The 25171-nt window shown below is 53.8% G+C and carries 24 protein-coding genes; 10 read left to right on the top strand and 14 right to left on the bottom strand.

From position 1 onward, the window contains the following. Both EYC87_RS02425 and EYC87_RS02430 read left to right on the top strand, forming a co-directional pair. Positions 1 to 978, top strand: a complete 978-nt coding sequence (locus tag EYC87_RS02425) for a quinone oxidoreductase family protein (protein ID WP_279251461.1) — start codon at positions 1 to 3, stop codon at positions 976 to 978. Continuing rightward, a complete protein-coding gene (locus EYC87_RS02430) occupies positions 975 to 1562 on the top strand; it encodes a GNAT family N-acetyltransferase (protein WP_279251462.1) in 588 nt (195 codons plus the stop codon). Before EYC87_RS02425 ends, EYC87_RS02430 begins: the two co-directional genes overlap by 4 nt. A gap of 4 nt (positions 1563 to 1566) precedes the next feature. Here EYC87_RS02430 and cysK read toward each other — a convergent pair whose 3' ends face one another. The 3 genes from cysK to EYC87_RS02445 all read right to left on the bottom strand — a co-directional run bounded on the left by cysK (position 1567) and on the right by EYC87_RS02445 (position 4600). Beyond that, on the bottom strand, positions 1567 to 2547 hold the full coding sequence (gene cysK / locus EYC87_RS02435; RefSeq protein ID WP_279251463.1) for a cysteine synthase A: 981 nt from the start codon (positions 2545 to 2547) through the stop codon (positions 1567 to 1569). A gap of 317 nt (positions 2548 to 2864) precedes the next feature. Then, positions 2865 to 3374: a TlpA family protein disulfide reductase gene (locus EYC87_RS02440; protein ID WP_279251464.1), complete on the bottom strand. Its 510-nt coding sequence runs from the start codon at positions 3372 to 3374 to the stop codon at positions 2865 to 2867. Next, on the bottom strand, positions 3371 to 4600 hold the full coding sequence (locus EYC87_RS02445; protein ID WP_007227111.1) for a YihY family inner membrane protein: 1230 nt from the start codon (positions 4598 to 4600) through the stop codon (positions 3371 to 3373). The genes EYC87_RS02440 and EYC87_RS02445 overlap by 4 nt, the downstream gene beginning before the upstream one ends. An 89-nt stretch (positions 4601 to 4689) precedes the next feature. Between EYC87_RS02445 and arsC the strand changes: the two genes are divergently transcribed. From arsC to sppA, 4 genes are read left to right on the top strand one after another with little or no spacing between them, the layout of a single operon-like run. Next, positions 4690 to 5040 (top strand): arsenate reductase (glutaredoxin), encoded by a 351-nt coding sequence (arsC, locus tag EYC87_RS02450; RefSeq protein ID WP_279251465.1) that lies wholly within the window; start codon positions 4690 to 4692, stop codon positions 5038 to 5040. Then, positions 5040 to 5639 (top strand): NAD(P)H:quinone oxidoreductase, encoded by a 600-nt coding sequence (wrbA, locus tag EYC87_RS02455; protein ID WP_279251466.1) that lies wholly within the window; start codon positions 5040 to 5042, stop codon positions 5637 to 5639. Before arsC ends, wrbA begins: the two co-directional genes overlap by 1 nt. Further along, positions 5636 to 6007 carry a DUF2069 domain-containing protein gene (locus EYC87_RS02460; protein ID WP_279251467.1) on the top strand — a complete coding sequence of 124 codons (372 nt, stop codon included), beginning with the start codon at positions 5636 to 5638 and terminating at the stop codon, positions 6005 to 6007. The genes wrbA and EYC87_RS02460 overlap by 4 nt, the downstream gene beginning before the upstream one ends. Positions 6008 to 6013: 6 nt before the next feature. Beyond that, on the top strand, positions 6014 to 7861 hold the full coding sequence (gene sppA / locus EYC87_RS02465; protein ID WP_279251468.1) for a signal peptide peptidase SppA: 1848 nt from the start codon (positions 6014 to 6016) through the stop codon (positions 7859 to 7861). Positions 7862 to 7906: 45 nt separating this feature from the next. On the opposite strand, the gene EYC87_RS02470 is transcribed toward sppA, so the two are convergent. The 3 genes from EYC87_RS02470 to EYC87_RS02480 form a co-directional block, all read right to left on the bottom strand. Next, the gene (locus tag EYC87_RS02470; protein WP_279251469.1) at positions 7907 to 11059 is read right to left on the bottom strand and encodes an efflux RND transporter permease subunit; all 3153 of its coding nucleotides are present in this window, start codon (positions 11057 to 11059) and stop codon (positions 7907 to 7909) included. Continuing rightward, entirely contained in the window at positions 11056 to 12318 is a 1263-nt protein-coding gene (locus tag EYC87_RS02475; protein WP_279251470.1) for an efflux RND transporter periplasmic adaptor subunit, read from the bottom strand. The genes EYC87_RS02470 and EYC87_RS02475 overlap by 4 nt, the downstream gene beginning before the upstream one ends. Positions 12319 to 12462: 144 nt before the next feature. Continuing rightward, positions 12463 to 13269 (bottom strand): mechanosensitive ion channel family protein, encoded by an 807-nt coding sequence (locus EYC87_RS02480; RefSeq protein WP_279251471.1) that lies wholly within the window; start codon positions 13267 to 13269, stop codon positions 12463 to 12465. A gap of 168 nt (positions 13270 to 13437) precedes the next feature. Between EYC87_RS02480 and EYC87_RS02485 the strand changes: the two genes are divergently transcribed. From EYC87_RS02485 to EYC87_RS02495, 3 genes are read left to right on the top strand one after another with little or no spacing between them, the layout of a single operon-like run. Continuing rightward, complete coding sequence (locus EYC87_RS02485) at positions 13438 to 13893, top strand: MaoC family dehydratase (RefSeq protein WP_279251472.1); 456 nt, start codon at positions 13438 to 13440, stop codon at positions 13891 to 13893. Next, positions 13844 to 15427, top strand: a complete 1584-nt coding sequence (locus tag EYC87_RS02490; protein ID WP_279251473.1) for an FAD-dependent oxidoreductase — start codon at positions 13844 to 13846, stop codon at positions 15425 to 15427. The genes EYC87_RS02485 and EYC87_RS02490 overlap by 50 nt, the downstream gene beginning before the upstream one ends. Then, a complete protein-coding gene (locus EYC87_RS02495; protein ID WP_279251474.1) occupies positions 15424 to 15828 on the top strand; it encodes a c-type cytochrome in 405 nt (134 codons plus the stop codon). Before EYC87_RS02490 ends, EYC87_RS02495 begins: the two co-directional genes overlap by 4 nt. A gap of 49 nt (positions 15829 to 15877) precedes the next feature. Here the strand turns inward: EYC87_RS02495 and EYC87_RS02500 are convergent, their stop codons facing one another. Together EYC87_RS02500 and EYC87_RS02505 are read right to left on the bottom strand one after the other, a co-directional pair. Next, positions 15878 to 17065 (bottom strand): lipid-transfer protein, encoded by a 1188-nt coding sequence (locus EYC87_RS02500; RefSeq protein ID WP_279251475.1) that lies wholly within the window; start codon positions 17063 to 17065, stop codon positions 15878 to 15880. A 30-nt stretch (positions 17066 to 17095) separates the two neighbouring features. Then, a complete protein-coding gene (locus EYC87_RS02505) occupies positions 17096 to 17530 on the bottom strand; it encodes a Zn-ribbon domain-containing OB-fold protein (protein ID WP_007227492.1) in 435 nt (144 codons plus the stop codon). Positions 17531 to 17668: 138 nt separating this feature from the next. Between EYC87_RS02505 and EYC87_RS02510 the strand changes: the two genes are divergently transcribed. After that, positions 17669 to 18340: an SOS response-associated peptidase gene (locus EYC87_RS02510; RefSeq protein ID WP_279251476.1), complete on the top strand. Its 672-nt coding sequence runs from the start codon at positions 17669 to 17671 to the stop codon at positions 18338 to 18340. 20 nt (positions 18341 to 18360) lie between these two features. Here the strand turns inward: EYC87_RS02510 and EYC87_RS02515 are convergent, their stop codons facing one another. The 6 genes from EYC87_RS02515 to EYC87_RS02540 form a co-directional block, all read right to left on the bottom strand. Beyond that, complete coding sequence (locus EYC87_RS02515; protein WP_279251477.1) at positions 18361 to 20814, bottom strand: TonB-dependent receptor; 2454 nt, start codon at positions 20812 to 20814, stop codon at positions 18361 to 18363. 315 nt (positions 20815 to 21129) lie between these two features. Further along, the gene (locus EYC87_RS02520) at positions 21130 to 21735 is read right to left on the bottom strand and encodes a PqiC family protein (RefSeq protein WP_279251478.1); all 606 of its coding nucleotides are present in this window, start codon (positions 21733 to 21735) and stop codon (positions 21130 to 21132) included. After that, complete coding sequence (locus tag EYC87_RS02525) at positions 21732 to 22700, bottom strand: MlaD family protein (RefSeq protein ID WP_279251479.1); 969 nt, start codon at positions 22698 to 22700, stop codon at positions 21732 to 21734. The genes EYC87_RS02520 and EYC87_RS02525 overlap by 4 nt, the downstream gene beginning before the upstream one ends. Next, on the bottom strand, positions 22697 to 23467 hold the full coding sequence (locus EYC87_RS02530; protein ID WP_279251480.1) for an ABC transporter ATP-binding protein: 771 nt from the start codon (positions 23465 to 23467) through the stop codon (positions 22697 to 22699). The genes EYC87_RS02525 and EYC87_RS02530 overlap by 4 nt, the downstream gene beginning before the upstream one ends. After that, positions 23467 to 24597, bottom strand: a complete 1131-nt coding sequence (locus EYC87_RS02535; RefSeq protein ID WP_279251481.1) for an ABC transporter permease — start codon at positions 24595 to 24597, stop codon at positions 23467 to 23469. Before EYC87_RS02535 ends, EYC87_RS02530 begins: the two co-directional genes overlap by 1 nt. Before the next feature lie 62 nt (positions 24598 to 24659). Further along, positions 24660 to 25166 (bottom strand): DUF3806 domain-containing protein, encoded by a 507-nt coding sequence (locus EYC87_RS02540; RefSeq protein WP_279251482.1) that lies wholly within the window; start codon positions 25164 to 25166, stop codon positions 24660 to 24662. Positions 25167 to 25171: the final 5 nt, after the last annotated feature.

The following is a 25171-nucleotide window of genomic DNA, read 5'->3' on the forward strand; positions in this document are numbered from 1 at the left end:
GTGAACGTGGTTAAAGCTATTAGAATCGATGCAGTTGGCGGGCCAGATGTCATGCGTTTGCAGGAAGTTCCCTTGGACCCCCCCGAGCCGGGTATGGTCACCGTGCGCAACAAGGCGATTGGTCTTAATTATATCGATTGTTATCATCGCAGCGGGCTTTACCCGCTGCCCTTGCCAGCGGGTCTGGGACTGGAAGGAGCCGGCGATGTAGAAGCTGTTGGAGCCGGTGCTGATCTGCAGGTCGGAGATCGTGTCGCCTATTGTTCCGCCGGCTTTGGCGCATATTCTGAAGCGTTAAATTTGCCGGCGTCTCGTCTGGTGAAAGTTCCCGACGGCATTGATTATGAACAGGCGGCTGCCTGTTTGTTGAAAGGCCAGACGGCAGAGTATCTTATCCAACGCACCTATGCGCTGCAGTCCGGGGAGACTTGCTTGTTTCATGCTGCAGCAGGTGGCGTCGGCCTGTTGTTTGGCCAGTGGGCGGCGAGCATAGGGGCGACTGCAATAGGCACCGTGAGCTCTGCAGAAAAAGCCGAGTTGGCGCTCGCTCGCGGTTACGCCCATGTGATTAACTATAGCGAAGAGGATGTATTGGAGCGACTGCTGGAAATTACCGGCGGTGAGAAGTTGCCGGTGGTTTACGACGGCGTCGGCAAGGATACTTTTGATCTGTCCTTGAGTTGCCTTAGGCCTCGTGGCCTCATGGTGAGCTTCGGCAATGCTTCGGGTTCACCAGATCCTCTTGACTTGCAACGGTTGGCTGCACATGGCTCTCTGTATGTGACAAGACCGACAATGCTCAGTTACACCGCCACGGAAGAAGAGCTGCGCCAGTCTAGTGAGGATGTCTTTGCGAAAATTCTGGCAGGGGATATAAGTGTGGAAATAAATCAACGTTACCCACTGGCCCAGGTGCAGCAAGCCCACAAAGACTTGCAGAGCCGCCTAACAACGGGCTCGACGGTGTTATTGCCTTGATAGAACTGAATGTTCGGCCACTGACACTGGAGGGTGAATCAGTTTGTCTGGAGCCTCTGTCTCAGGACCATGCCCAGGGCTTGTATAGCCGTGGTTGTCATGAACCGGATTGGCTATACATGCCCCGTGCTTGTTTTGTTGATGCGGCGGATGTTCGCCATTGGATCGACGAAGCCTTACTTGCACCCAATCAGCTGCCGTTTGCCATTGTAGAAAAGGCCAAGGGCCGAGTCGCTGGCAGTACTCGCTATTTGAGTATTCGTGAGGAGCACCGTTCTCTGGAAATCGGTTGGACCTGGCTAGGTCAGGATTTTCAGCGCAGTGTAGTGAATACTGAGACTAAATTACTGTTGCTGTCGCATGCTTTTGAAAGGCTGGGCTGCATCCGCGTGGAGTTCAAAACGGACAGCCGTAACTTGCGGGCGCAACTGGCATTGGAACGGATTGGCGCTATCAGGGAGGGCGTTCTTCGCAAACACATGGTTGTGCAGGAGGGCTATCACCGTGACTCCGTATATTTCAGTGTCACTGTTGAAGAGTGGCCCGAGGTAAAAAAGCGGTTACAAGGTCTTTGCAACCGCTGATGTTTCAACTGATGGTGGTCTGTACCGTTTCGTTATCTGAGAAGCTGCCGTCGAACAGCGGTGATGTCAGGTAGCGCTCTCCAGAGTCAGGGAGAATAGCCACAATGACTTTGCCTTTGTTCTCCTCTCGCCTTGAAAGCCGGTCTGCAACGGCCATTGCTGCGCCGCAGGAGACACCCGCCAGTATCCCTTCTTCCTGCATCAGCCGGTGGGCATAGGCCATAGCTTCTTCACTACTGACTCTCTCCACCGCATCGACCATCTCCAGGTCGAGATTTTTAGGCACAAAGCCAGCGCCTATGCCTTGGATCTTATGAGGAGCGTGGGTGGGTTCTTCTCCGGCAAGCGCCGCGGTTATCATCGTGCTGGTGTCTGGTTCGACGGCCACGGTGGTGATCGCTTTGCCTCGCGTGTTTTTAAGATATCGAGAAATGCCAGTAAGCGTGCCACCGGTGCCAACCCCGCTGACCAGGATGTCGATTGCCCCATCGGTGTCGTCCCATATTTCTGGCCCAGTTGTCTGTTCATGAATCGCGGGATTGGCGGGGTTTTCAAACTGATGGGGTCCCCAGTATTTGTCCGGATCTGAAGCGATAATGTCCTCCGCTGCCTGAATGGCAGCAGCAATGCCCTTGGTGCCGTCGGTTAGTCGAATTTCAGCACCGAGGGCCTTCATTAGCATCCGGCGTTCCAGGCTAAACGTATTGGGCATAGTCAGCACACAGCTATAGCCTCTGGCGGCGGCAACAAAGGCCAGGGCGATACCTGTATTGCCACTGGTGGGTTCGACAATCGTCATGCCCGGTTTCAAACTGCCGTCTTTTTCTGCCGCCAACACCATATTGGTCCCGATTCGGCACTTGACTGACATGGCAGGGTTGCGGTTTTCAAGCTTGCCGTAAACCTTGCCGTTGCAGATGCGATTAATCTTTACTAGTGGCGTGCCACCGATGGTTTCGGCGTTGTCATGGTAAATGTTACTCATACTGTGTCCGTCCTTGTTGGGAATATATGTTCCCATAATCATTGGAAAAGCCTAGTAAAAGACTAGCGTTCTGTCTATTTTCAGGATGCGCCGCTTTTTTATGAAAAAACCTGGAACTTTTACTGATAACCCCAGTCCTATATTACAGTAACAGCGAGGTCGCCTGATGGCACGAGACTCCTGTGCTGTTGCTGCTGGACTTGTCCAGGTTTCATTTTCCTCATATTGAGATGTTAGTGTGTTCCGGCCCCCTTTGGGGCCGGTTTTTTTGTGCGTTCCACCCCGTCATGCAAGCCTGAACGATGCTGAAAAAAGGCTCACGGCTGGTGGCTCTGTAGTTCTCGATCTAGTGGATCACCGGAGTTAGACTCGGTAGCTGGCATACCTATTTGGCCGGTAGCCAGGGCGAGAGATTCAAGAGTCTGTGGTCCAACCAGTGTCGCCACCAAGTTGCCATCCGGGTTCAGGATCAAAGTAGTGGGCAACACCGACGGCAGTGAGATTCCTAACGCCGAAGAAGGGTCTTCCAGCAGGGTCGGAAACTCGATCTCCAGGGCGATAATCTGTGTCTGCAGTTCATCGTCCTCGTTCCCGTCGTAGTTGACCCCCAGAACCGCGACTTGTTTGTACTTTTGATCCAACGCATTCAGTTCGGGAATTTCCTTGATACAGGGCTTGCACCACTTTGCCCAATAGTTGATCACAACCCAGCGTCCTGCATATTCGCTTTTATTCAGGGCGGTAACGGTATTGCCCTGCTGTGGTGTATCAGGAGCACTGCAGCTGGCCATCAAAACCATTAGCAGCGCCGCTAGCGCTTTGTTCATTTCTCGTACATCTCCGCCAGGCTGGTGTTGAGCAGGTCGCGCTGATCGACACGCTGCTGCCGCAGTAGTCCATAAGCATTCCCCTGCCAGTCTAGGTGCGCGTCGATATCTTCTGACGCCATTGGTTGCTCATCGTTTACCCATTCCTTGAGTTGCCAGAACGTGATGCTATGCAAGTCCCGGCTCAGCAAATAATGACCGCGATCACTCTGGGTGATGATCTTTTTTTCCATCATGATATCGCGCAGGTAACGCCAGGTTTCGCTGTCAAGGCCACGGGTAATTTGATACTGGTTGTTGAGCAATTGAATTTCCTGAACCATTTCTCCGGCTTTCTGCTTGTCCCAGAATATGTACAGCACATCCAATGCCTTCAGTACATTAGGCCTGCTTGCCTGTTCCTCGTTCTGGTAGCCGGACAGGCTGTGAACCAGGATGCCGCCCATTAGCACGATGTTCCAGGACAAATATATCCAGAGCAGAAATAATGGGACAGCGGCGAAGGCGCCGTAGATAAAGGTATAGCTGGAACCGACCACCAGATCGGTAAACAGGGCGCGGGCTGCGTGAAATGCCAGCGCAGCCACCAGACCGCCGACGACAGTATGCTTGAATGGCACGCGGCAGTTAGGTACCGCGGCGTACAATAAGGTAAATGCGGCGGTAGAAAGCATTAACGGGGTCAGCTTTAGCAGCAATGCTTTCACGCCGAAGATATCAAACTGGTCAAGGACCTGAGAAAAAGACGATAAATAAGTGCTAAGCCCAAGTGCCAATCCCAGGGCCACGGGTGCCAGGCTCAAAACTGCCCAATACAGCAGGAAGCTGGAAACCGAGCTGCGGTTCTCTCTGGCCCGCCAGATCATGTTGAATGCTTTTTCAATGTTGCGCAGCATGAGCACCGCAGTGATGACGAGGAATATTATTCCGGGCCCCGTCAGGTTTTTTGCCTGGCGAGAGAAGTCGCTGATGTAGGACTCTACCTCGCTACTTGTGTCTGGCATCAAATGCTCAAACAAAAAGCTCTGGACCTGCTCTTCCAGACCCTGGAAAGTGGGTATTGCAGATGCCATCGTATACAACACGGTCAGCAATGGCACCATGGCAAACAGGCTCATGTAGGTGAGGGCCGCGGCGTTTTCTGAGCAGCGATCAGCCTTGAAACGCGAGAATAGATAGCGAATTCGGTGCCAGATTCCAAAGAAAAGTATGTTTGTATCCCTCATGTCCGCATTATGGCATGAATGCCGACACCGCGGCACGACCCCTTTGTTATACTGTGGCGCTAAGTCAACGGATACTTCGAGAATCATTCATGAGCGATTTTACCATTTACCATAACCCTCGCTGTTCCAAGTCGCGCGCCACGCTGGGCCTGCTGCAAGAGAATGGCATTGAGCCTGAGCTTGTGTTGTACCTGGAGTCTTCACCGGATGCGGTTGAGCTGCGGTCGCTGCTGGATAAGCTTGGCTTTAGTGCAGCACAACTGGTTCGTAGAGGGGAGGAGGCCTACAAGGCCGAGGGCCTGGGAGCAGACTCATCAGAGGATGAACTTATTGCGGCGATGTGTCGCCAGCCAAAACTGATTGAGCGACCCATTGTCGTGCATGAAAATCGAGCCGTTCTGGGAAGGCCTCCTGAAAATATTCTGGGTCTGATTGACTGATGTCCTCTCCTTATATTCTGGTGCTTTATTACTCTCGCGGGGGTGCTACCGCTGAGATGGCACAGCAGGTCGCGCGAGGCGTACAGCAGGTTTCCGGTGTAGAGGCACGATTGCGCACAGTGCCGCCGGTTTCTGCCAATTGTGAGAAAACCGAAGATGAAATTCCCGATGACGGTCCGCTTTATTGCGAGCCAGACGATCTGCGCGATTGTGCCGGCCTGGTGATGGGCAGCCCGACCCGGTTTGGCAATATGGCGGCGCCGCTAAAATATTTCGTAGATCAGTCGTCCAGCTTGTGGCTCAGTGGTGCCATGATCGACAAACCAGCTGCGGTGTTTACATCAACCTCCAGCTTGCACGGCGGACAGGAGAGCACCTTGTTGAGCATGATGTTGCCCCTGCTGCATCATGGCATGCTGGTGGTGGGGCTGCCCTATAGCGAGGCGGGACTGATGAGCACCGAGTCGGGTGGCACACCCTATGGTGCATCGCACTGGGCTGGCGCTGATAACAGCCGGCGCGTTGACGCCAACGAAGCGCTATTGTGCCAGGCCCTGGGTAAGCGGGTGGCGAGATTAGCTCAGGGGCAGTTGCGATGAGTACCCTGGCGAGCAAGACCCGAGTGGTGTGCTGGGCGAGTTTTATTGTGCTGCTATGGCAGCAAACCATGGAGATGTGGACGGGCCAGGCTCCCTGGATTATTTGGCTGGCGTTGTTGTTGCCACTGGTGATTTTTCTGCCTGGCATGTTTCGAGAAAATCTTCGCAGTTATATCTGGCTTTGCTTTGTGTCTCTGCTTTATTTCATGCGCCTGGTTGAAAGTCTGTTCGAGAATCCACGGGATGCCCTGTCGATAGTCGGTATGGTAGCGGTATGTACCCTTTTTTGCAGCGCCATGATGTATGTGCGCTGGAGAGCTAAAGAGTTGCGTCAGGCGGCTGAGGTCGGCTCTGGTCACGGAGAATGAAATAGCATGAGTAAACCTTCACTACTGGGCCGCGTGTTTGGCGCCATCTGGAATACTATCACCTGGGTTAGGTTGGCCTTGGCTAACCTTGTGTTCCTGTTAATGCTGGGGGTGATCTATTTTGTTTACTTTGCAGGGTCCACAGAGCCTCTACCCGAACAAGCGGCTCTGTTGATTAACCCCATGGGGACAATTGTTGATCAGAAAAGCCCGGTTGATCCGCTGCAAACGCTGGTTGCGGCACCCTCTCCCGCCGATCATGAGGTGCTGGTGCGGGACGTGATCGAGGCTATTAGGCTGGCTAAAGATGACGATCGAATTAATTCCCTGGTCATGGAGCTGGGTTCCCTCATGTACGTGGGTATCAGTCGCACCCAGGAAATTGTGGTCGCGCTAGAAGAGTTTAAAACCTCTGGCAAGCCAGTAGTCGCGGTCGGTGACTATTTTAGTCAGGACCAATATCTGCTGGCCAGTTATGCCGATGAGTTGATTGCCCATCCTATAGGCGGGGCTGCACTGGAAGGCTTCAGTATGTACCACAACTTCTATGCGGAAGCCCTTGATAAGCTTTCGGTCAGTATGCACGTGTTCCGTGCGGGTGAGTATAAGGCCGCTGCGGAACCTTATTTGCGCAGCGATATGTCCACTGTACAAAAATCAAACGCTCTGGAATGGCTGGAGGATCTTTGGGCCAGCTATACAAGTACAGTAGAGGCTAACCGCGAACTCCCCAGTGGCGCCGTCGATGCCTATGTTAACGGTTACGCTTCGCGTCTGGTTGCGGGCGATGGCGATTCAGCAAAAGACGCTCTGGACGCTGGGTTGATCGACCAGTTATTGACGCGCTCTCAGGCGAATGAATACCTCTCGGATATGGTGGGCGCGCGAAATGAGGACGGTGGTTACGAGGCTGTGGCGTTCGAAAAATACCTTTGGAATCAGCGTACGCTGAAAATACCGGGAACCGGAGAGCCGAAAGTAGCTGTGATTGTCGCCCAGGGAAATATGCTGCCTGGTGATCAGTCTCCGGGGACAATTGGCGCCGACAGTCTGGCAACGATGATCAGCAAGACCGCGGCAGACGAAAGTGTCAAGGCGATTGTGCTTCGGGTCACTACTCCAGGCGGCAGCATGTTCGCGTCCGAGATTATCCGCCAGCAGATTCTGGAGGTCAGGGCTACTGGCACTCCGGTGGTGGTGTCCATGGGTTCAATCGCAGCTTCTGGAGGTTATTATATTGCGGCGGCGGCAGACGAAATTTTTGCCACTAAGACTACGATCACTGGCTCAATTGGCGTGATCGCAGTGTTTCCAACCTTTGAAAATTTACTGCAGCGAGGTGGTATTTACACTGACGGTGTAGGAACGACATCGTTAGCGGGATCTTTGCGATTGGATCGGCCTTTGAATCCGGAGCTGACAAAGGCGTTGCAAGCGGGAGTGGCGAACGCCTATCAGCTTTTTCTGGAGGTAGTAGCTGATGGCCGAAGCATGGAATTGGATGAAGTCGCTGCTGCCGCGGAAGGACGAGTGTGGAGTGCCAGTGATGCGCTCTCCCTGGGATTGGTTGACCAACTGGGAGATCTCGATGATGCGATTAATGCGGCGGCGGGTCTGGCGGACCTGGACGCGTTCCAGATCGACTACGTGGAGCAATCGTTAAGTCCTAGCGAATTGTTTTTTCAGCAACTTGCTGAGCGCATGGGAAGTGTGGGCTTGTTGCCTCGGTCGCACCGCGTCAGTAGCCTGCTGAATTTGTCTAAACCGTACCTGGAAGCTACTGGTGTGCTGGGCAGTTTGCAGGACCCAAAGCATATTTATATGCGCTGTATGGCTTGTTCATTGAACTATTGAACGTCCTGCAATAAACCAGTCTCAGTGGCCTTATTTTTGCCGCTTCTAGTTTTGGTGTGCGCTTTTAGCGAGTTCGGATTCTGGTATGTCGTTGCGAGAAAAAAACCTGCTCAAGTCATCTAGAATCATATAAAGACTAGGCACCAGCAACAGGGTGATGACCGTTGCAAAAACGATACCGAAGGCCAAAGAGAGAGCCATGGGGATCATGAATTGCGCTCCGGCGCTGCGTTCCAGCAACATCGGGCCAAGTCCCAGGAAGGTGGTGACTGAAGTCAGCATGATGGCCCTGAATCGGTAACAACCGGCGTCCAGAATGGCGGAGGTCTTGTCTTGGCCTGCAGCCGTCGACTTGTTGACGAAGTCCACCAGAATCAAACTGTCATTGACGACTACACCGCTTAACGCAACGATGCCCATAACCGACATCATGCTCATGTCATAGCCCATGGTCCAATGGCCAATGATTGCGCCGATGATACCAAAGGGAATTACACCCATGATGATCAGCGGCTGCAGGTAAGAGTGGGTTGGAACGGCCAACAGCGCATAAATGCCAAACAGGGCGAGAGCGAAGCCTATGCCCATACTGACCGCCATTTTTTTCTCTTCATCAGCCATACCGGAAATACCCCAGCTCAATCCGGGGTACTTCGCGATTAATTCAGGTAGCAGCTTTTTCTCGATGTCACTCATTACCTTGGCTGGCTCGACAATGGCGATATCTGCTTCGGCAGTCACTTCAGCAGCGCGCTGAAAATCAATACGGGTCGATTTTAGTAAGCCTTGCCTGGTTTCCAACTTGGCCACTGTCTCAAAGGGCATTTCATCGCCGGCGGGCGTTCGAATGTACATATTATTGAGGCTGGAAACATTTTCCCGATCGGCTTTGGGGTAACGCACCATGACCCTGATTTCGTCTATGCCACGCTGGATTCTCTGAGCCTCTGCTCCGTAAAAGGCGTGGCGCACCTGACTCCCAAGATCGTAGCGAGACAGTCCCATCGCTTCGCCCTGTGGCAGGATGTTGATGTGAAATTCTGCGCGCGTGTCACTGGCGCCATTGCGAATGTCACTGAGGCCGTCATAGTGGCGCAGTTTTTCTTCAAGTTCCTCGGCGGCTTTACGCAGGGTGTCAAAATTAGAGTGCTTCAAATCAAACGCGATGTTGGGGCCGAAATTCGGGCCGTCTGCCGACTTGAACCCCAGGACATCGGCACCGTGAATGCGGCCGACCTCTTTGCGCCAGCGGCTGAGCACCTCTTCATTGGATATAGTGCGCGTGTCCTGCTTACTCAGCTCAACATCGATTCGGCCATTGGTGCGTTCGAATCCAAAAGCGGAAACGTAGGCCACCAGACCCTGGCCAGTATTGTTTTCGCGACGGTATTGCTGATCTACCCTGTCTAGCGATTCGATAATGTGAGTGACAGCCTCCACGGTGCGCTCCTCAGGAGAGCCGTTGGCCATGCGCAATTCGACCGAGAAAAATTCGCCTGTAGTGTGTGGAGACAACACTGTGCGCACTACACCGCCGGCGAGTAAACCGGCCGCCATGATCAGCAGCGACAAAAAGATCGCTAGGGTGACATAGCGGTTTCTTACGCAGCGAGATACCAGTCGGCGGTAAGGTCCTTCAACGAAACTGCGCAGTCGCCGGTTTATTCTCTCTTGTATGCGGTCTACCCTGAGCAAGATTCGATTATTAGTTGGTTTGCTGTGGGCAAGGTGGGCGGGGAGTATCCATTTGGATTCTACTAGTGAAAATACCAGGCAGAGAATAACAACCCAGCCTGCTGCTGCAGCCATAGGTGCGAACACGCCTTGCACAAATAGCGTGGGGGTAAAAGCTACAATGGTAGTTAGAACGCCAAATGTCGCCGGCGTGGACACTCGATAGATGCCCTCGATAACGTTATCAATACTGTGTCCCTTGCGCTCTGTTTCAGAGTAGGCACTTTCACCCATGATAATCGCATCATCGACTACGATTCCCAGCACCAGAATAAATCCGAAGATGCTGATCAGATTGAGGCTGGAATCAATATGCGGTGTATTGATCAGTGCCAGAGCGCCGAGAAAGGAAATAGGAATCCCCAACATTACCCAGAAAGCGAGCTTGATCTCTAAGAACAGGGCCAAGGTGATAAACACCAGTAGTGCGCCTATCGCCAGATTTTTGAGCATCATGCGCAGGCGTTCTTTCAAGTAGTAAGTGGCATCAGACCAGATGTCCAAGGTGACGCCTTCTGGCAGGGTGAGCTGCTTTTCGGTGATGTAGGCTTTGGCGGCATCAGCAGTTTCTATTATGTCTTGCTTGCCCATGGCAAACACGTTGACCCCCAGTGAATACTGGCCGTTGAACCGGGCAAAGCCCTTCGCGTCCTCAAAGCCATCCTCGACGGTCGCTATATCGCCTAACAACAGGCGAGTGCCATCAGGCCAGGTTTTTAACACAATGTTCTCAAAGTCCTGCTGCACGTAGGCTTGGCCGAGGGTGCGCAACATGATATCGCCGTTGCGGGTCTGCACCGATCCTGAAGGCAGATCCAGCGACGAGGCCGCGATTGTATTGGCAACATCTGCGAGGGTCAGGTGATATTCGCGAAGCAATTGTTCCGAAATTTCGACTGCGATTTCATAGTTTCTTGCCCCTACAACATCGGCTGCGGAAATGCTGACATTGGTGAGTAGCTCACGACGCATTTCGTCGGCAAGCGCCTTCATGCTTCTCTCATTAATCGGGCCGGATATTTGGATAGTGAGCGCGGGGAAAAGCAATTCAGGTAGCTGTATTATTGGTTCTTCTGCATCGGCAGGAAACGTAGAGATACCATCAATGCGGTTCTGGATGTCACTGAACAGTTTGTTCACTGGCACACCGTCCTGCGGCTCGATCATCAGTCTTCCCATAGACTCGAGCGAATCCGACTCTACACGCTTGATGCCATCGAGGTCATTAATGGCCTCTTCAACTTTCATGATGACGCCTTGCTCGACTTCTTCTGGCGCTGCGCCGGGATAGGGCACGGTGACAAAGATCATGTCAAACTCGAATGCCGGAAACATGGCGCGCTGAATACTGAACGCACTGCCCAGTCCAACACAGATGATTACGAGCATCAGCAGGTTGGCGGCTACCGGATTACGCGCAAACCAGGCGATCACGCCTTTGCGTTGCGTTGGTGTTTCGATCATTGGGCCACCGCTGCAGTTGCGGCTTGTTCTGCCTGCTGATCGGCTTCAGCGGGCAGCGTGAGGCTGGGTTCTTCGCGCAATTCATCGCTGGGGGTGCTGTTGTTGATTGATATCGATTGCCCGTTCAACGAATTGTCGACGGCGGTAAGGGATACTTGCTCTCCCTCCGCCAACCCGGCGCTGACGAAAATTTCGTCACCGTCGGTACGCAGCACGCTGACCTGTCGGTTGCGTAAAATGTTGCTGTCATCGACAATCCACAGGCTGTTACCTGCGCGCAGGATGTGGCGAGGTAGAACGACAATGCTACTGAATTCCCGTCCTTCGATATCGGCGTTGACGAAAGTGCCCAGGCGCAAAGGTTCAGCACCGGGGCTACTTAAAGCGTAGGGGTCTTCTATGCGAGCCACGGTATAAAGCACACGGGAGCGATCGTCGAAAACGCCCTCGGTACGATGCAACATTGCCTTCCAGTGTTTAATTTGTCCGGCGACGTCAGTGTAAAGGTCGATCACATGTTCTTCGGTATAACCTTCTACGCCCGGCAACTCTAGGTAGTCTAATTTGCTCTGGGGGATGGGAAGGCGGACCTCAGCCTGATCCACAGAAAATACGTCAATGAGTCTGGAGCCGGCCCCGACGAACTGACCCAATTCGCTGTGTTTGGCCCTGATGAGGGAGTTGTAGGGAGCCCTGATGATGGTGCGTTCGAGCCGATCCCTTGCGGTATTGAGATCTGCCTTGGCGGCCAGCAGTTGAGCTTCGGCCAGTTCAAGTTGGGGTTTTCTCAGATAGAGATTTTTGGCTTCCTGGCTGCGTTGGCTGCCACTGGGCAGTTTCTCCCATTCCCGTTGAGCAACAGCAGATCGACCTTTTTCCTGAACCAGATTACTCTCAGCAGATTCGACAGATGCCTGAGCACGCAGCAGCGAAGTCTGGTAGTCGCGCGGATCTATGCGCAGTAGAACGTCCCCTTCGGCAACGAAGCTGCCGACGACTAAATTTTCTGCGGTTTCAATAATCCTTCCAGAAACCTCGGCCATAATGGCGGTTTCGCGGAGGGCGCCCACGGTGCCCTGTGCTTGCACGGTGACCCTTACGGTTTCTTTGACTGCGGTTGTCACGTCGATAGAAACCGGCTTATATTCCGGCTCAGCGATCTGTGCTGAGGGCTTGCTCAGGTACAGCATGGCCGCGACTGCGGTTGCAGCGCAAAGCAGCGCCAGGGAAATTACAGCTTGTCTTTTAATGGAGGCCACGAACATGTCCGAAATTTGCGGAAGTCCGTTATACCACAAGGCCGCTCCGCGAACTGTGAAAAACTTGTAATATCGTCAGGTTACGCAGTTCTCAGAGGGCCAGGTCATAGCCGTGCTGGAGGAGCAGTCTCTCGGTCAGCTTGATTACTCACCCTTGTCGAGGTGCACATCCATCTGGGGATAGGGAATGCTGATGCCGGCCTCATCGAACTTGAGTTTGACCGTCTCTGTGGTGTCCCAAAGAACGCCCCAGTAGTCCTCTGCTTTAACCCATGGACGAACCAGGAAGTTCACGCTGGAGTCAGCAAGTTCGCCCAGAGCAACGACCGGCGCAGGCTCTGCGAGGACGCGCTCATCAGCGGCCACAATTTGCTCCAACAGTTCCTTGGCCTTCTTGATATCGTCGTCGTAACCGATACCAAACACCATGTCGACGCGGCGTGTTGGTCTGGCAGAGTAATTGGTGATGTTATTGCCGATGACGGAACCATTGGGAACGATCACTTCCTTGTTGTCTGGTGTCGTCAGCGTAGTTGTGAAGATGCTGATGTTGTCTACTGAGCCCGATGTACCCGCCACTTCTACGAAATCTCCCTTGGTGAATGGTCGGAACACGATGAGCATCACTCCGGCGGCGAAGTTGGCGAGGGAACTCTGCAGTGACAGACCAATCGCCAAACCGGCGGCACCCAGCAGGGCGACCAGTGAAGTCGTGTCAATGCCTAGTTGGCTCAGAGCCGCAATGACGACGAACAGCAGCAGTACCCAGCGCAATATTGATGATAGAAACTTGACTAAAATTTCATCCATGTCGCGTGCGCTCATGAATTTTTCAACCATTTTTACTACCGTCGCAACAACGATGCGACCAATATAAAAGATGGCAATCGCAAGCGCGATTTTAATGCCCCAGGGCAAGACAACCGTGTCGATGATATTACTAATGTCCATAATTTTTCCTGATTTCAGTGTTGGTATGTGTTGCCATCTAACTATAGGACAGATTGGGCTCATTTCAACACTGGTTTTTATTTATGCTGGATGTAACAGTTAAACCATTGCGGGTGTCTGCAGGCGGACCCGGTGCTATAGTCTGCGATATCATTCGGAGCAAGCAACATGAACACAGTTTTTGAACAACCAGCAGACCTTTTGGGGGCTGCAGGCCAGCATCTTGGCTACAGCGACTGGGTGGAAATTGACCAGCAACGTATCAATCTCTTTGCCAACGCAACCGGCGACCATCAGTGGATTCATGTCGATCCTGTAAAAGCGGCTGAGGGACCCTTTGGCAAAACAATTGCTCACGGTTACCTGACGCTGTCCCTGGCGAATTTGTTCCTGCCGCAGATTATGGAGGTACGGAATACCTCCATGGGGGTTAACTATGGCTGCGAGAAAGTGCGCTTCCCATCGGCAGTGCCGGTGGGCTCCAATGTTCGCGGTGGCGGGGAAGTGATTAGCGCAGAGGAAGTGAAGGGCGGGGTTCAAGTGGTGGTGCGCATGACTATTGAAGTGGAGGGTAGTGATAGGCCTGCCTGTGTTATCGACACAATCAGTCGATTTTTCCCCTGAGACTTCGGTTTTTATGGGGCATCCATCACACAAAGGCTTGAATCGTCGGCAACTGGTCGCCGCGGTGGGTGCAGGCAGTGCCCTAGTGGCCACGGGGGCTTTGGCTTTTTCGCGAACCAACGTGCCTCGCTGGGATCTGCAAGTGGATGTTCTGGTTGCCGGGTCTGGAGTCGCTGGCGCCTGTGCCGCAATAGAGTCCAAAACGGCTGGTGCCAGTGTATTGATGGTTGAGGCCCTGTCAGTGCCCGGTGGAAGCTCTGCGCTTTCGGGTGGCGTTGTCTATGCCGGCGGTGGTACATCGCTTCAGCGCGCCCTGAAAGTACAAGACTCTCCAGAAGCAATGTTCCAGTTTCTCACCCGCGCGGGCTCACCGAATCCGCCTCAAAAAAAAATGCAGCTTTACTGTGAACAAAGCCCGGCCCATTTTGACTGGCTAGTGGCTCAAGGCGTGCCTTATACAGACAAGCTCACCACCGCCAAGGGTCTTCCCATGGGGGACGAATCACTCTATTACTCGGGTACCGAGTTAGCGTGGCCCGCGCGTGAATTGGCAGTGCCGGCCCCCAGGGGCCATGTGCCTGGCGTTATGGGCATGAACGGAGGCCGAACGCTTATGAAGGCGCTCCTCGGGCAATTAAAAAGGCTAGGAGTAGAGCTGCGGACTCAGGTCGTGTCCCAGCAACTTATTGTTGAAAACGACGGGCGAGTCAGCGGCATCGTTGTCGACGAGGGAGGCGAACGCAAGTATCTGGGTGCCCGCCGCGGTGTGGTTTTGGCCTGCGGGGGATTTATCCACAATCAGGCGATGTTGGAACAACATGCTCCGCACCTTGCCAGATGCTCTGCACCGTGGGGTGGTGCGGGAGATCTTGGGCAAGGGATAAATATGGGTATTGGGGCTGGTGCTGCTGCGCTGCGGATGAACGAAGGTTTTGCGGTTGCGCCGATTTATCCTCCAGAGAATGCGATTTTCGGCATCCTGGTTAATGCGGCGGGGCAGCGGTTTATAGGTGAAGACGCCTACCATGCTGTTATCGGCCATGCGATTGCTTATGAGCAGCAGGGTCGGGCCTGGCTCGTTACCGATCAGAGGAGCAGCTATAGCGAACCTCAGGATAATTTCCCATTAGCAGCCCAGGGCAGCACTATTGGCAGTATTGCGGAACAACTGGCTCTCCCAAGTGGGGCCTTGCAAAACACGGTGGCCTATTACAATCGCTTTGCGGGAAAAGGCCAGGATCCCATGTACCGCAAGTCAAAGACCTTCTTGCGGCCTATTCAGGGTCCTCCCTATAAGGCCTGGGAAGTCTCCGTTGATGGTGCTTTTTTTCCAGCCCATACTCTGGGTGGTTTAGCCACCACGCCAGACGGTGAAGTGATCAGCAGCTTCGATGAGTTAATTCCAGGCTTATACGCTGCCGGTCGCAATACCGCCGGTATTCCTATGGCGCCCTATATCGCCAGCGGTCTTTCGGTGGGTGATGCCAGTTTTTTTGGTCGCCGAGCCGGAAAGGCGGCGGCTCAAAACAGATGATGCCCTGGCCGATTGTGTTGATGCTGGCGATGACCCTGTTTCAGCCTGTGTCTGCAGATGAATTGCAAAGTCGCCTCGGGTTGGCAGATAAAGACCGCGGTCGTCTGGTATTCGGCTCCTGTCGCACCTGCCATTATCCCGATGCATTCATGGGGCACAATAACGGCCCTAATCTCAGTGGCATATTCGGCAAGGTGGCTGGCAAACAGCCCGGTTTTGAATATTATTCGCAGTATTTCAGGGAGGCTGGGTTTGTGTGGACGCCACAGCTGCTATTTAGCTGGCTGGAGAATCCGATGCTCATGTTTCCGGATTCGACAATGATGAGCCGCGGCGTTCCCGACCCTCAAGACAGGGCGGACCTGATTGCCTATCTGATGCAGGCCACTGTTCGAGACTGAACAATGATGGATTGCATGACGTCCACTGGATCATCGCTTGCATGGCAGCTTATCGCTTGATGATGACCGAGCTGCCGTGGCCGAACAGACCCTGATTAGCGGTGATACCGACTTTTGCGTCTTTAACCTGCCGGTCTCCCGCCTCGCCTCGAAGCTGCCATGTCAGTTCACAAACCTGTGCCAATGCCTGCGCGGGCACGGCTTCGCCGAAGCAGGCCAGGCCGCCGGAAACATTAACAGGAATTTTTCCACCGATGGCTGTATCGCCAGCTCGCAACAGCGCTGCTGCCTCGCCCCTGGGTGCTAGTCGAAGGTCTTCTATCCAGTCCAGCTCCAAGGCTGTCGATAAGTCATAGACTTCGGCCAAATCGACGTCCTCCGGGCCTATACCCGCTTCCTCGTAGGCCTTGAGCGGGAGGGTGGACCGGAAAGCGTGGGCTTCAACACCGGCGGCCGCAGCTGAATCGGTAGCCATGTCGGGCATCTCGACCACAGAACTGGCAAAGGTGGGCGTTGTGGTTGAGATTGCTGCCACTCTGGGCGCGTCACCCTTGCCGATTTTTTCCGCGTACTCCAGGCTGGAAACGATCAGGGCAGCGCCGCCATCAGAGGTGGCGCATATATCCATTAAGCGCAATGGGTCGGCGACCATCGCTGACGCCGCCACTTCCTCGGCGCTGAAACTCTTACGATAGCGGGCCCGGGGGTTTTTGCTGCCAATGGCCGAGTTCTTCACTTTTACGGCGGCGAAATCTTCCAGAGTGTCGCCATAAACGTCCATACGGCGGCGCGCATAAAGCCCGAAGTAGGTTGGGTTGGTGACTCCCAGGTAAAAGCGCACCCAATCAGGGTCTTCCGGGCGATAGCCTCCTGCGGGGGCCAGAAATCCCTTGGGAGTGGTATCTGCACCTACTACCAGGGCGACATCACATTCTCCCGCGAGTATTTTATTACGCGCAGCGGCGAGAGCCTGGGAGCCGGAGGCACAGGCCGCATAAGAGGTGTTCACCTCAGCCCCCTGCCAGCCAAGTGCCTGGGCGAATGTTGCCCCTGCGACATAGCCGGGATAGCCACAGCGCACGGTAGCGCCACCTGAGACAAATTTCACGTCTTGCCAGGGAACGCCTGCGTCAGCGAGTGCTTCACGTGCCGCGGCGACGCCGTACTGGACAAAATTGTGGCCCCACTTGCCCCAGGGATGCATGCCGGCGCCGAGAATTGCGATTTCATTGGACATTGTCTGTGCTGCTCCGAGTGCTGCCAGCCCTTATTGGGCAGCAGGTTTCCATTTCCAGGTCATTTTGATGTCGTCATCGGTTTCGTGCAGTGGTTCCAGTACCAGTTCGACTGGCATACCGACTTTAAGGTCCTCACAGCCGATGCCCTGAATTGCCTGCCCTAAAATCACCATCTGCTCCTTCTCCAATTGGACGGCGGCAATGGTATAAGGCTCAAAGGGCTCCGCTGCCACGAAAGGAGCTGGGGGCTTATAGCTGGCGTTGGTATAGCTCCAGATATTGCCGGTACGACTGAGCTCTACTTCGTCAAAGTCGGTGCTGTCGCAGACTGGGTTGCGGCAGTAATCATTGTTTTTGGGGAAGAAGTAGCTGCCGCAGGCCTTGCACCGGGTGCCTATCAGGTGCGGTTTTACTTCCATGGTGTGCCAGCCATCTATGGCGGGCGCCATCGGTTTATCGCTCATTAGTCTCTCCCTCAAAATGCGCAAAACAGAGTAAACCGCCGGCGTTAGGCAGGCAAGCGACCAGCCCACACAGGGGGAGGGGGTTTACCAATACAGACCTGCCTTGCCCGGTGATGCTGTTTTGGGCACAGTGCCACTATGTGTGGACGATTTAACGTTATCGACAGTCCGGGTCTGCAACAGTTGTTGCAGGACCTGGGTATAGATCTGCAACTGCCTGCTCGGCCCAACATTGCGCCGACTGAAGCCGTAGGGCTAGTGCGGACAAGTGCTCAAGGCACTCAGCTGGATTCTGCTCGCTGGTGGTTGACTCCGTCCTGGGCGCCAGCGGTGGATCAGAAGTACAGCATGTTCAATGCTCGCAGTGAGACGCTGGCCAACAGTCGTGCTTTTCGTATCCCGTTTAAACGCCAGCGCGGTATTGTGCCCATGAGTAGCTTTATCGAGTGGCGCAACGAAGAAGGCAGCAAGCAACCCTGGATGATTACCAACGAGCAACAGGCACTGGCGGTCGCGGCGCTCTGGGATGTCTGGGACAGAGAAGGTTCGCCGCTGCTCAGCTGTACCCTGGTAACAACCGCTGCAGCGCCTGAGTTTGAGCCCTGGCACAAGCGCATGCCAGTGGTGCTCGATGGCGATGAAGCCGAGCGCTGGCTGGACAATTCGATAGCCATTGAGTCGGAAGATGCGATGTTTCGCAGCGAACTTAAAACTCGCTGGCGCTTACAAGCGGTATCGCGTTCTATGAGCAACGCCAGAAACAAAAACCCCTCCATGATGGAGGGGTTGGGGGAGGTGGTAGAACTTTGACCTGATGGTGTTTCCAGCGCCTAGAATGAGTAGCGCAGGTCTAGGCCCCAGGTCAGAGTGTCGTCTGGGCGGGTATGGTAGGCGCCCAGAGTATCAGCAGCGAGGCCGCCGGGATTCCCAGCGTATTCCTTATCCAGCAGATTGTTGCCCCACAACGCCACTTCGATTGTGTCTGCTTCGTTGGACCACGCCAGGCGAGCATTGAGTAGCTTCTTGTCCTGGAAATACCAGGGGCCGGTGGCATAAATAACGCTATCCACATTCGGACCGGAAACCTCTGCGTACTGGTAGTTCATGTGCAGCAGCATATAGCCGAAGGCGATTTCCGGAGTCCAGTCCAATTTGAGGGTGTACTCGGTATTAGTTTCTCCGATGCTCTTGTTACCACCAGACAACTCCCCTGCCGAGTTGTAATACAGGTCTGAGATATTCTCCGTTTCCCTGTAAGTGGTCAGGCCTGCAACGCGCAGTGTGTCAGTGATGCTCCAGGTGACGATCAACTCTATGCCATCAGCCTTTTCGTCGCTGGATACGACTCCGGGAGCTGCAGTGGGGTCGTCAGGGCCATTTTTGACGGACTTTTGGTCTTGTTTGCCATCCAGTTTATGGTGGAAAATAGCAGCTTCTGTGCGTAGCGTTTCGTTGAAGAAGTCGCCCTTGAGGCCAATTTCATAGCTGGTCATTTCTTCAGGAGCGAAGGATCCTGCGATTACCGCACCGAAGCTTTGGCCATTAAAACCGCCTGATTTGTAGCCAGTAGCAACAGACGCATAAGTCATGGCGTAGTCGGTGAACTGCCAGTCTAAAACCAGCCGTCCTGTGGTTTTGCTCCAATCGTCTGTGTCGGAAAACTTATCAAACCATTGATCTTCAGGGGCGCCTGTCTCAGCGGGATTGTAATTCACTCTTTCTGGCGCGAAGGGCCAGTCGAGGTCTGGCTCATAGGTCTGCCAGGTATATTCTTTCTCATCGTAGCTGTATCGCAAGCCCGCGGCGATGCGGATCGTGTCGGTAATCTGGTAGGTACCGTCCACAAACACACCCCAGTTCACGAAGTCGCCGGTGTTATCCATAGTTTCGGTAAAGTACGTTCCAGTAAAGGAGGGTGGCAGCACCGCAATACCTTCGCCGGCAGACAAAATCTGATAGAACTCTTCGGGAGCCCCCGCAAGCAGATCCCAGATGAAATCATCGGGACCGCCAAAGCCGCCAAGAATTGTCAAAAATTGCATGTATGAATCGGCCAGCAGACCAATATCGGTGCGTTGGAAAACATCCTCTTCGCTGTAGTTGGCGCCAGTAATCAGATTGAGTTTGTCGGTAACGTAGTTGAAACGCACCTCAGAGTAGAAGATGTTTGATTCTTCAATGTTATTGGTATCGAGGTAGCGCCTTGGATCCGATGTGCCGTCTTCTTCCTGCAGGTTGGTCGTTTCCCAGTCGCGATAGCTAACGATACCAAACATATCCCATTCGTCGTTAATGGCATGATTTATTTGCAAAGAAACACCATACATATCTCGGGTTTCTTCTTCATTAGTGCGGGCTGAATTGTAGCCATTGCCATCCCCGGCCACGTCGTGCTGATCTTTGCTTCGGAAGGGATTATTACTGCTCTCATAGGCGTACTTACTGACGCCAATAGCAGGTCGAGGCATTTCATCCCTGTCTTCGTAATCAGCTGCAAGCTGTATTTCTGTGTTGTCACTGAGGTTCCAGAGGAAAACTCCGCGGGCTGCCCAATAACCCTCATCCCGGAAGTCGCCACCATTAGTCGCTGATTCGGTATTGCCGCTACGTTGGTTGGAAAAAAGATTGCCGCGAAAAGCAAGTGACTCATTAACAGGCGCGTTGATCATACCTTCCAAACGCAACTGATCGTTGGTGCCTATGCGAGTTTTGGCAAAGCCCTCAAACTCCTGGCTTGGCTTGTTGGGCACAATATTGATAACACCCGCAGTAGAGTTGCGACCGAATAAGGTACCCTGTGGGCCCTTGAGCACTTCGGTGCGAGCGATGTCCGTGAACGGAATTGATGTGACAGCGCGAGGCATGTAGGAGCCGTCATAAAAGGTAGCAACAGAAGGATCCTGGCCCGAGCTGATATTAGGGCTGCTAACGCCGCGAACGGTAATTCCTAACTGAGTGGAACCGCCTACAGTATCGCCGATATCCACGCCGGGTATAAAGGCATCGATGTCCTGAATAGTAACCGCACCTGTATTAATCATGTCCTGAGCGGTAAAGGCAGTGACGGATCCAGGTACAGACATTAAGTCTTCTTCGCGTTTCTGCGCGGTGACGATAATTTCTTCCAATTGCAGGTTGTAGCCGCCTTTTTTGGCTTCTTCCTGGGTAAAGCCCGGTGTGGCCAAGGCACTGGCACCGATAATCAGCAGCGCTAACTGGACCGCGCGATTCAGTGGACGTCGCGCTTTTGGAATTACCCGGTAGAGAAGAGATTTGTTATTCATTGTTTTGAGTCTCGTGTTGCGAGTGTGTTAAGTGGTGTCGCGCAAAATGTGACGACCTTGCAGGCCTCTGCGGGCTGCTTTCGCGCTAAACCAGAACCGATTAAGTTATTGTAATGAACGCTGCTTATTGGCAGCCGTCGGCACCGTCAGTTTACCGCAGTTCATCGCTAATTGCGGAATTTAAAGTTATTTATAACAAATTTATTAAAGTTACCTAAGGGGTATTCAGGCTCAGCCTTAAACCAGACTGAAAGGTGCCAGTTGCGAGCGCAGGCGGCACTGGTGCTGGCATGAGCCTCTATTCGTTGAGGATTTCTAAAGAGCGGCGGATTGTTCTAGTGTGCGAACTTCCGTGGCGATGTCTGTGCTCAGCTCAAGTAGCAGCGTACTGTATGCAGCCGCGATATCCGCGCCAGAGGAAGCCCCGGCGCCGGGCAGTGGTTCCTCGTACCGTGTCAGGCGTCGGGCTACAGGCTGATCATCATTGACCTGAAACACTAGCCATTCTGCGACTAAGGTGGCTCTGGACGTTTCCGCGTCCAGCTTTAATATATTCAGCTTGATACCAATCCCCGGAGCCCTGTCGGGATGCCAGGGGAACCGCCGTATGTCCTGGGTGTCGAGCATGCTTGCCAGGTTCAGGATCACTACCCGGGTGACTCCATCCTCCAACGGCTCAGCCCAGCGCTCACTGTCGGCAATGGTAATGCTGTTGCCACCATCGGAGCGCACTATGCCGTTTCGATTCAGGTATTCAGGGATGTTGACAGGCCCCACGCCCAGTGAGAGTCCGTTAGAAGTTGTCGGCAAAGCTTGCGAGGCTGTCAATCGGTAATGGCTACTCGGTGGGGTGGTGCCGCAGGCCGAAAGCAATACGGCGGCTAACAGCGCGACACTCAGTTTCAAAGTTAAGGCGCTCATTCTTGCTCTCCAGTTCTGCCACGAATCAAGGATTCCGGTTGTTCTTCCAACGCGCGGCCCAACTGTTGCAGCGCGCGACCAGCTTGCGACAACTCGCGAAGCGCACGATTGAGTTCATAGACCGTGGCGGAGTCATGATCTACCAGTTTTTCTACTCCATCCATCCCATCTTCGAAGGCTTGAATGGCCGCTTTCAGCACCTCCAGGTTGCTTGTGATCAACTCCGCGAGTTTGGGTAACTCTGTATTAGCAGTGTCTACTGTGGTTGCAGCGCCGTCCAGTACGGCATTCAATCTTGGGCCGGTGCTGGATAACTGGACTTGCAGTTGTTTGCTGAGGCCAGTGACCGAAGAGAGTGTGTCTTGTAGCTGCGCGGGTAACTCCTGAAAGGACTCACTGGTGACAAAGGCGTTGATCCCGGCGGCAGTAGCCTCCAGATCGCTGGCGATCTTGGCAAAGTCGATGGATTCCAGTTTTCGCGTCAAACGCTCCAGTTCTGTTGGAATCGTGGGTATTTGCAAGTGAGGAGAGTCAATTTCTGCGAGTATTAGTTTGCTGTTAGGGTGAAAGTCCAGCTGGATATAGAGTAGCCCGGTGAGAATACTCTGGGTATTCAGTTGCGCGCGCAAACCGCGGGAAATAAGTTCTTCAGTCAGGCTTTCTGCGTTAGTGCCTGTGCGCCGGATGTTCTCTCCGCGAATCTCGGCTTCTACCAGCATGATCAGCTCTACCGTATCAGCGTCAAGGATCAATTCGATAGCGGTGACCTGGCCGATCTGCACCCCGCGCAGGGCTACCGGGGCTCCGATCGTGAGTCCTTTGACCGAACCTTCAAACACCATGACTACGGTGCTGCGTTCTTTACCAAAGCCCGTCCCCAGCGCAAAGATAATGGTGCTGATGGCAATGAGGAGTGCGCCGACAACGAAGGCGCCAATGGCCACTGTATGGGGTTTTTCGCTCATGCTTGTTCCTCTTCAGGCGAGCCGGACTCGCGCGCCAGGAATTGTCTCACAACTGGCTGCTCACTGTGATCACGCAGTTCTCTAGGGTCGCCATAGGCAATCATGGTTTTAGTATTGACATCCAGATAAACAGAGTTACTGGCGATGCCGAAAATACTGGGCAGTTCATGAGTCACCATAACGACGGTGGCGCCGATAGATTCCTGCAGTTGAACGATTAACTCGTCCAGCAAGCGAGAACTGATCGGGTCCAGCCCGGCTGATGGCTCATCAAAAAATAGTATTTCCGGGTCCAGGGCAATAGCTCTGGCAAGGGCTGCACGTTTGCGCATGCCTCCGCTTATTTCGGATGGATAATAGTTTTGATACCCACCCAAACCCACCAGTGCGAGTTTATAGGCGATGATGTCTTCGCGGTCGCTGGCAGAGTATTGGGTATAGAGCTGCAGCGGCAGGTTGACGTTGCCTGCCAGCGTCATGGCACTGAACAGGCCGCCAGATTGATAGGTGATGCCCCAACGCTGTCGCATGTCGTCCTGCTGCTTCATGCTGGCCTGGAAGAAGCTCTGGTCGTTGTAAAAAATGTCGCCCTTGGCCGGATCAAGCAGTCCCAGCATGTGCTTTAGCAGCGTGCTTTTACCGCAGCCGCTGCCGCCCATAATGACGAAGATGTCTCCCTTATTGATGTCGAAGTTGAGGTCGCGTTGAATAACGCTAGGCCCATACGCCATGGTCAGATCGCGAACGCTGATGTGCGGCTCGCTCATCAGATACCTACCTGTTGGAAGATAATGTTGATCGCCGCATCTGCGACAATCAGGTAAACGATGGCGGTGACAACAGCCTGGGTGGCAGCCTGGCCCACGGCGGCAGAACTGCGGCCGCTATTGATGCCAGAGCGGCAGCCCGCGACGGCGATCAGCACGCCAAATACCACGCTCTTGATCAGCCCGACGCTGAGGTGAGAGAGTTGGAGAGCGGTTTCTCCCTCGGAGATATACATCAATGGAGTAACTCCAAGACCTCCGGAGACAATGCCCCCACCAATAATTCCCAACAGGTTGGCATAGAGCGTCAGTAAGGGCATGGCTACGACCAGCGCTAACATGCGTGGTACCACCAGAAACTCCATGGGTGAAATGCCCATAGTCCTGATGGCATCGATTTCCTCGTTGGCCTGCATGGTTCCCAGCTGCGCTGCATAGGCAGCTCCAGTGCGACCGGCCATGACAATGGCGGCCATCAAAACCCCCATTTCTCGTAACATGCCAATCACCACCAGGTCTGCAACGTAGACCTCGGCGCCGAATTGTTGCAGTTGCACGGCCCCGAGATAGGCCAGGATCATGCCGACCAGAACACTGGTCAGGCTGATAATAGCGAACGCATCAGGGCCCGCCTGGTAGCAAAACGTGCGAAAGTCGCTGAACCGGGTATTGGCTTTCCCCAGAGAAAGTCGCCATAGGGCAATGCCAAGCTCGCCGATAAAAGCCAGGGATTCGACTGTGCTTTCCCAGAGCTCCAGCACAAGGCTTCCCGGGCTGAAAGATTCGTACCACTGTTTGTTCGGCGCAGAAGGGGGGACATGAGTGGGCACGGCTGTTGCTACATCGAGGAGTCGCTCAATGCCGTCAGGAAGTGCTCGTGTGCGAAACACGATGTTGTCTTCTCGACATTGGTTAAACGATTGCAGCAGAAACGCCATAAGGACAGAGTCCCAGAGTCCTAGCTGGGAGCCGTCTACGACCAGCTCAGAGGCGGTAATGCCCAGCAGGTCATCCTTTAATACGTGGAAATCACGATGGGACTGGCCCTGGACCCAGTCTCCGGTAAGCCGCAGGACAGCAACCTCCCTGTCTTCAGTCAGTAATTCGAATCCTGGAGGCTGTTCACTCATGCAGTTGCAGTGCTCACGTCTGTTACGCGCTAGTCTAATAACTTAGCAAAGTGATTACCACGTTACTGAAAGGGGAGGGCAGGTATAGCTGCGCGCAGGGTATCGCGTGCTCTGCGATAAATATCCACCACGGGCGTGCGATCATCCACTTCGCGTCGGCGGGAGATCATGGTCACCGGGAAAAGGTAGCTGTCCGTCGACTTGTAACGCAACGCTCGAGTGCGCCCGTATCGGTCTTCATAAACGACCCAGTCCAGAGACAGCTCGCTGGCTAGCAGGTCGCCCATGACGATTCCCATAGCCTGCAGTTCGCTAGTTTGGTTGCCGCTAACGATATTTTCGTCCAACAAACGCTGTAACAGCGCCAGATCCTTGTCTTTGCTGCCGTTGAGTTGGCCACCGAAGTTCCGAGCGGTAAGAGCATTGAGTGAGTCACGCTGCTGTTGCATATACTGAAGATCAATATGGGTCAGTTTGCTTATTGTTAAATCGTCTTGCGCCATAGAGGCGCTGCACAGTGGCCATACAATGAGCAGCAGGAGCAGTAATAGCGGACGTGGATGTACCATAAGAC

Source organism: Candidatus Seongchinamella marina, assembly GCF_026262685.1.
GTDB lineage: Bacteria > Pseudomonadota > Gammaproteobacteria > Pseudomonadales > Halieaceae > Halioglobus > Halioglobus marinus.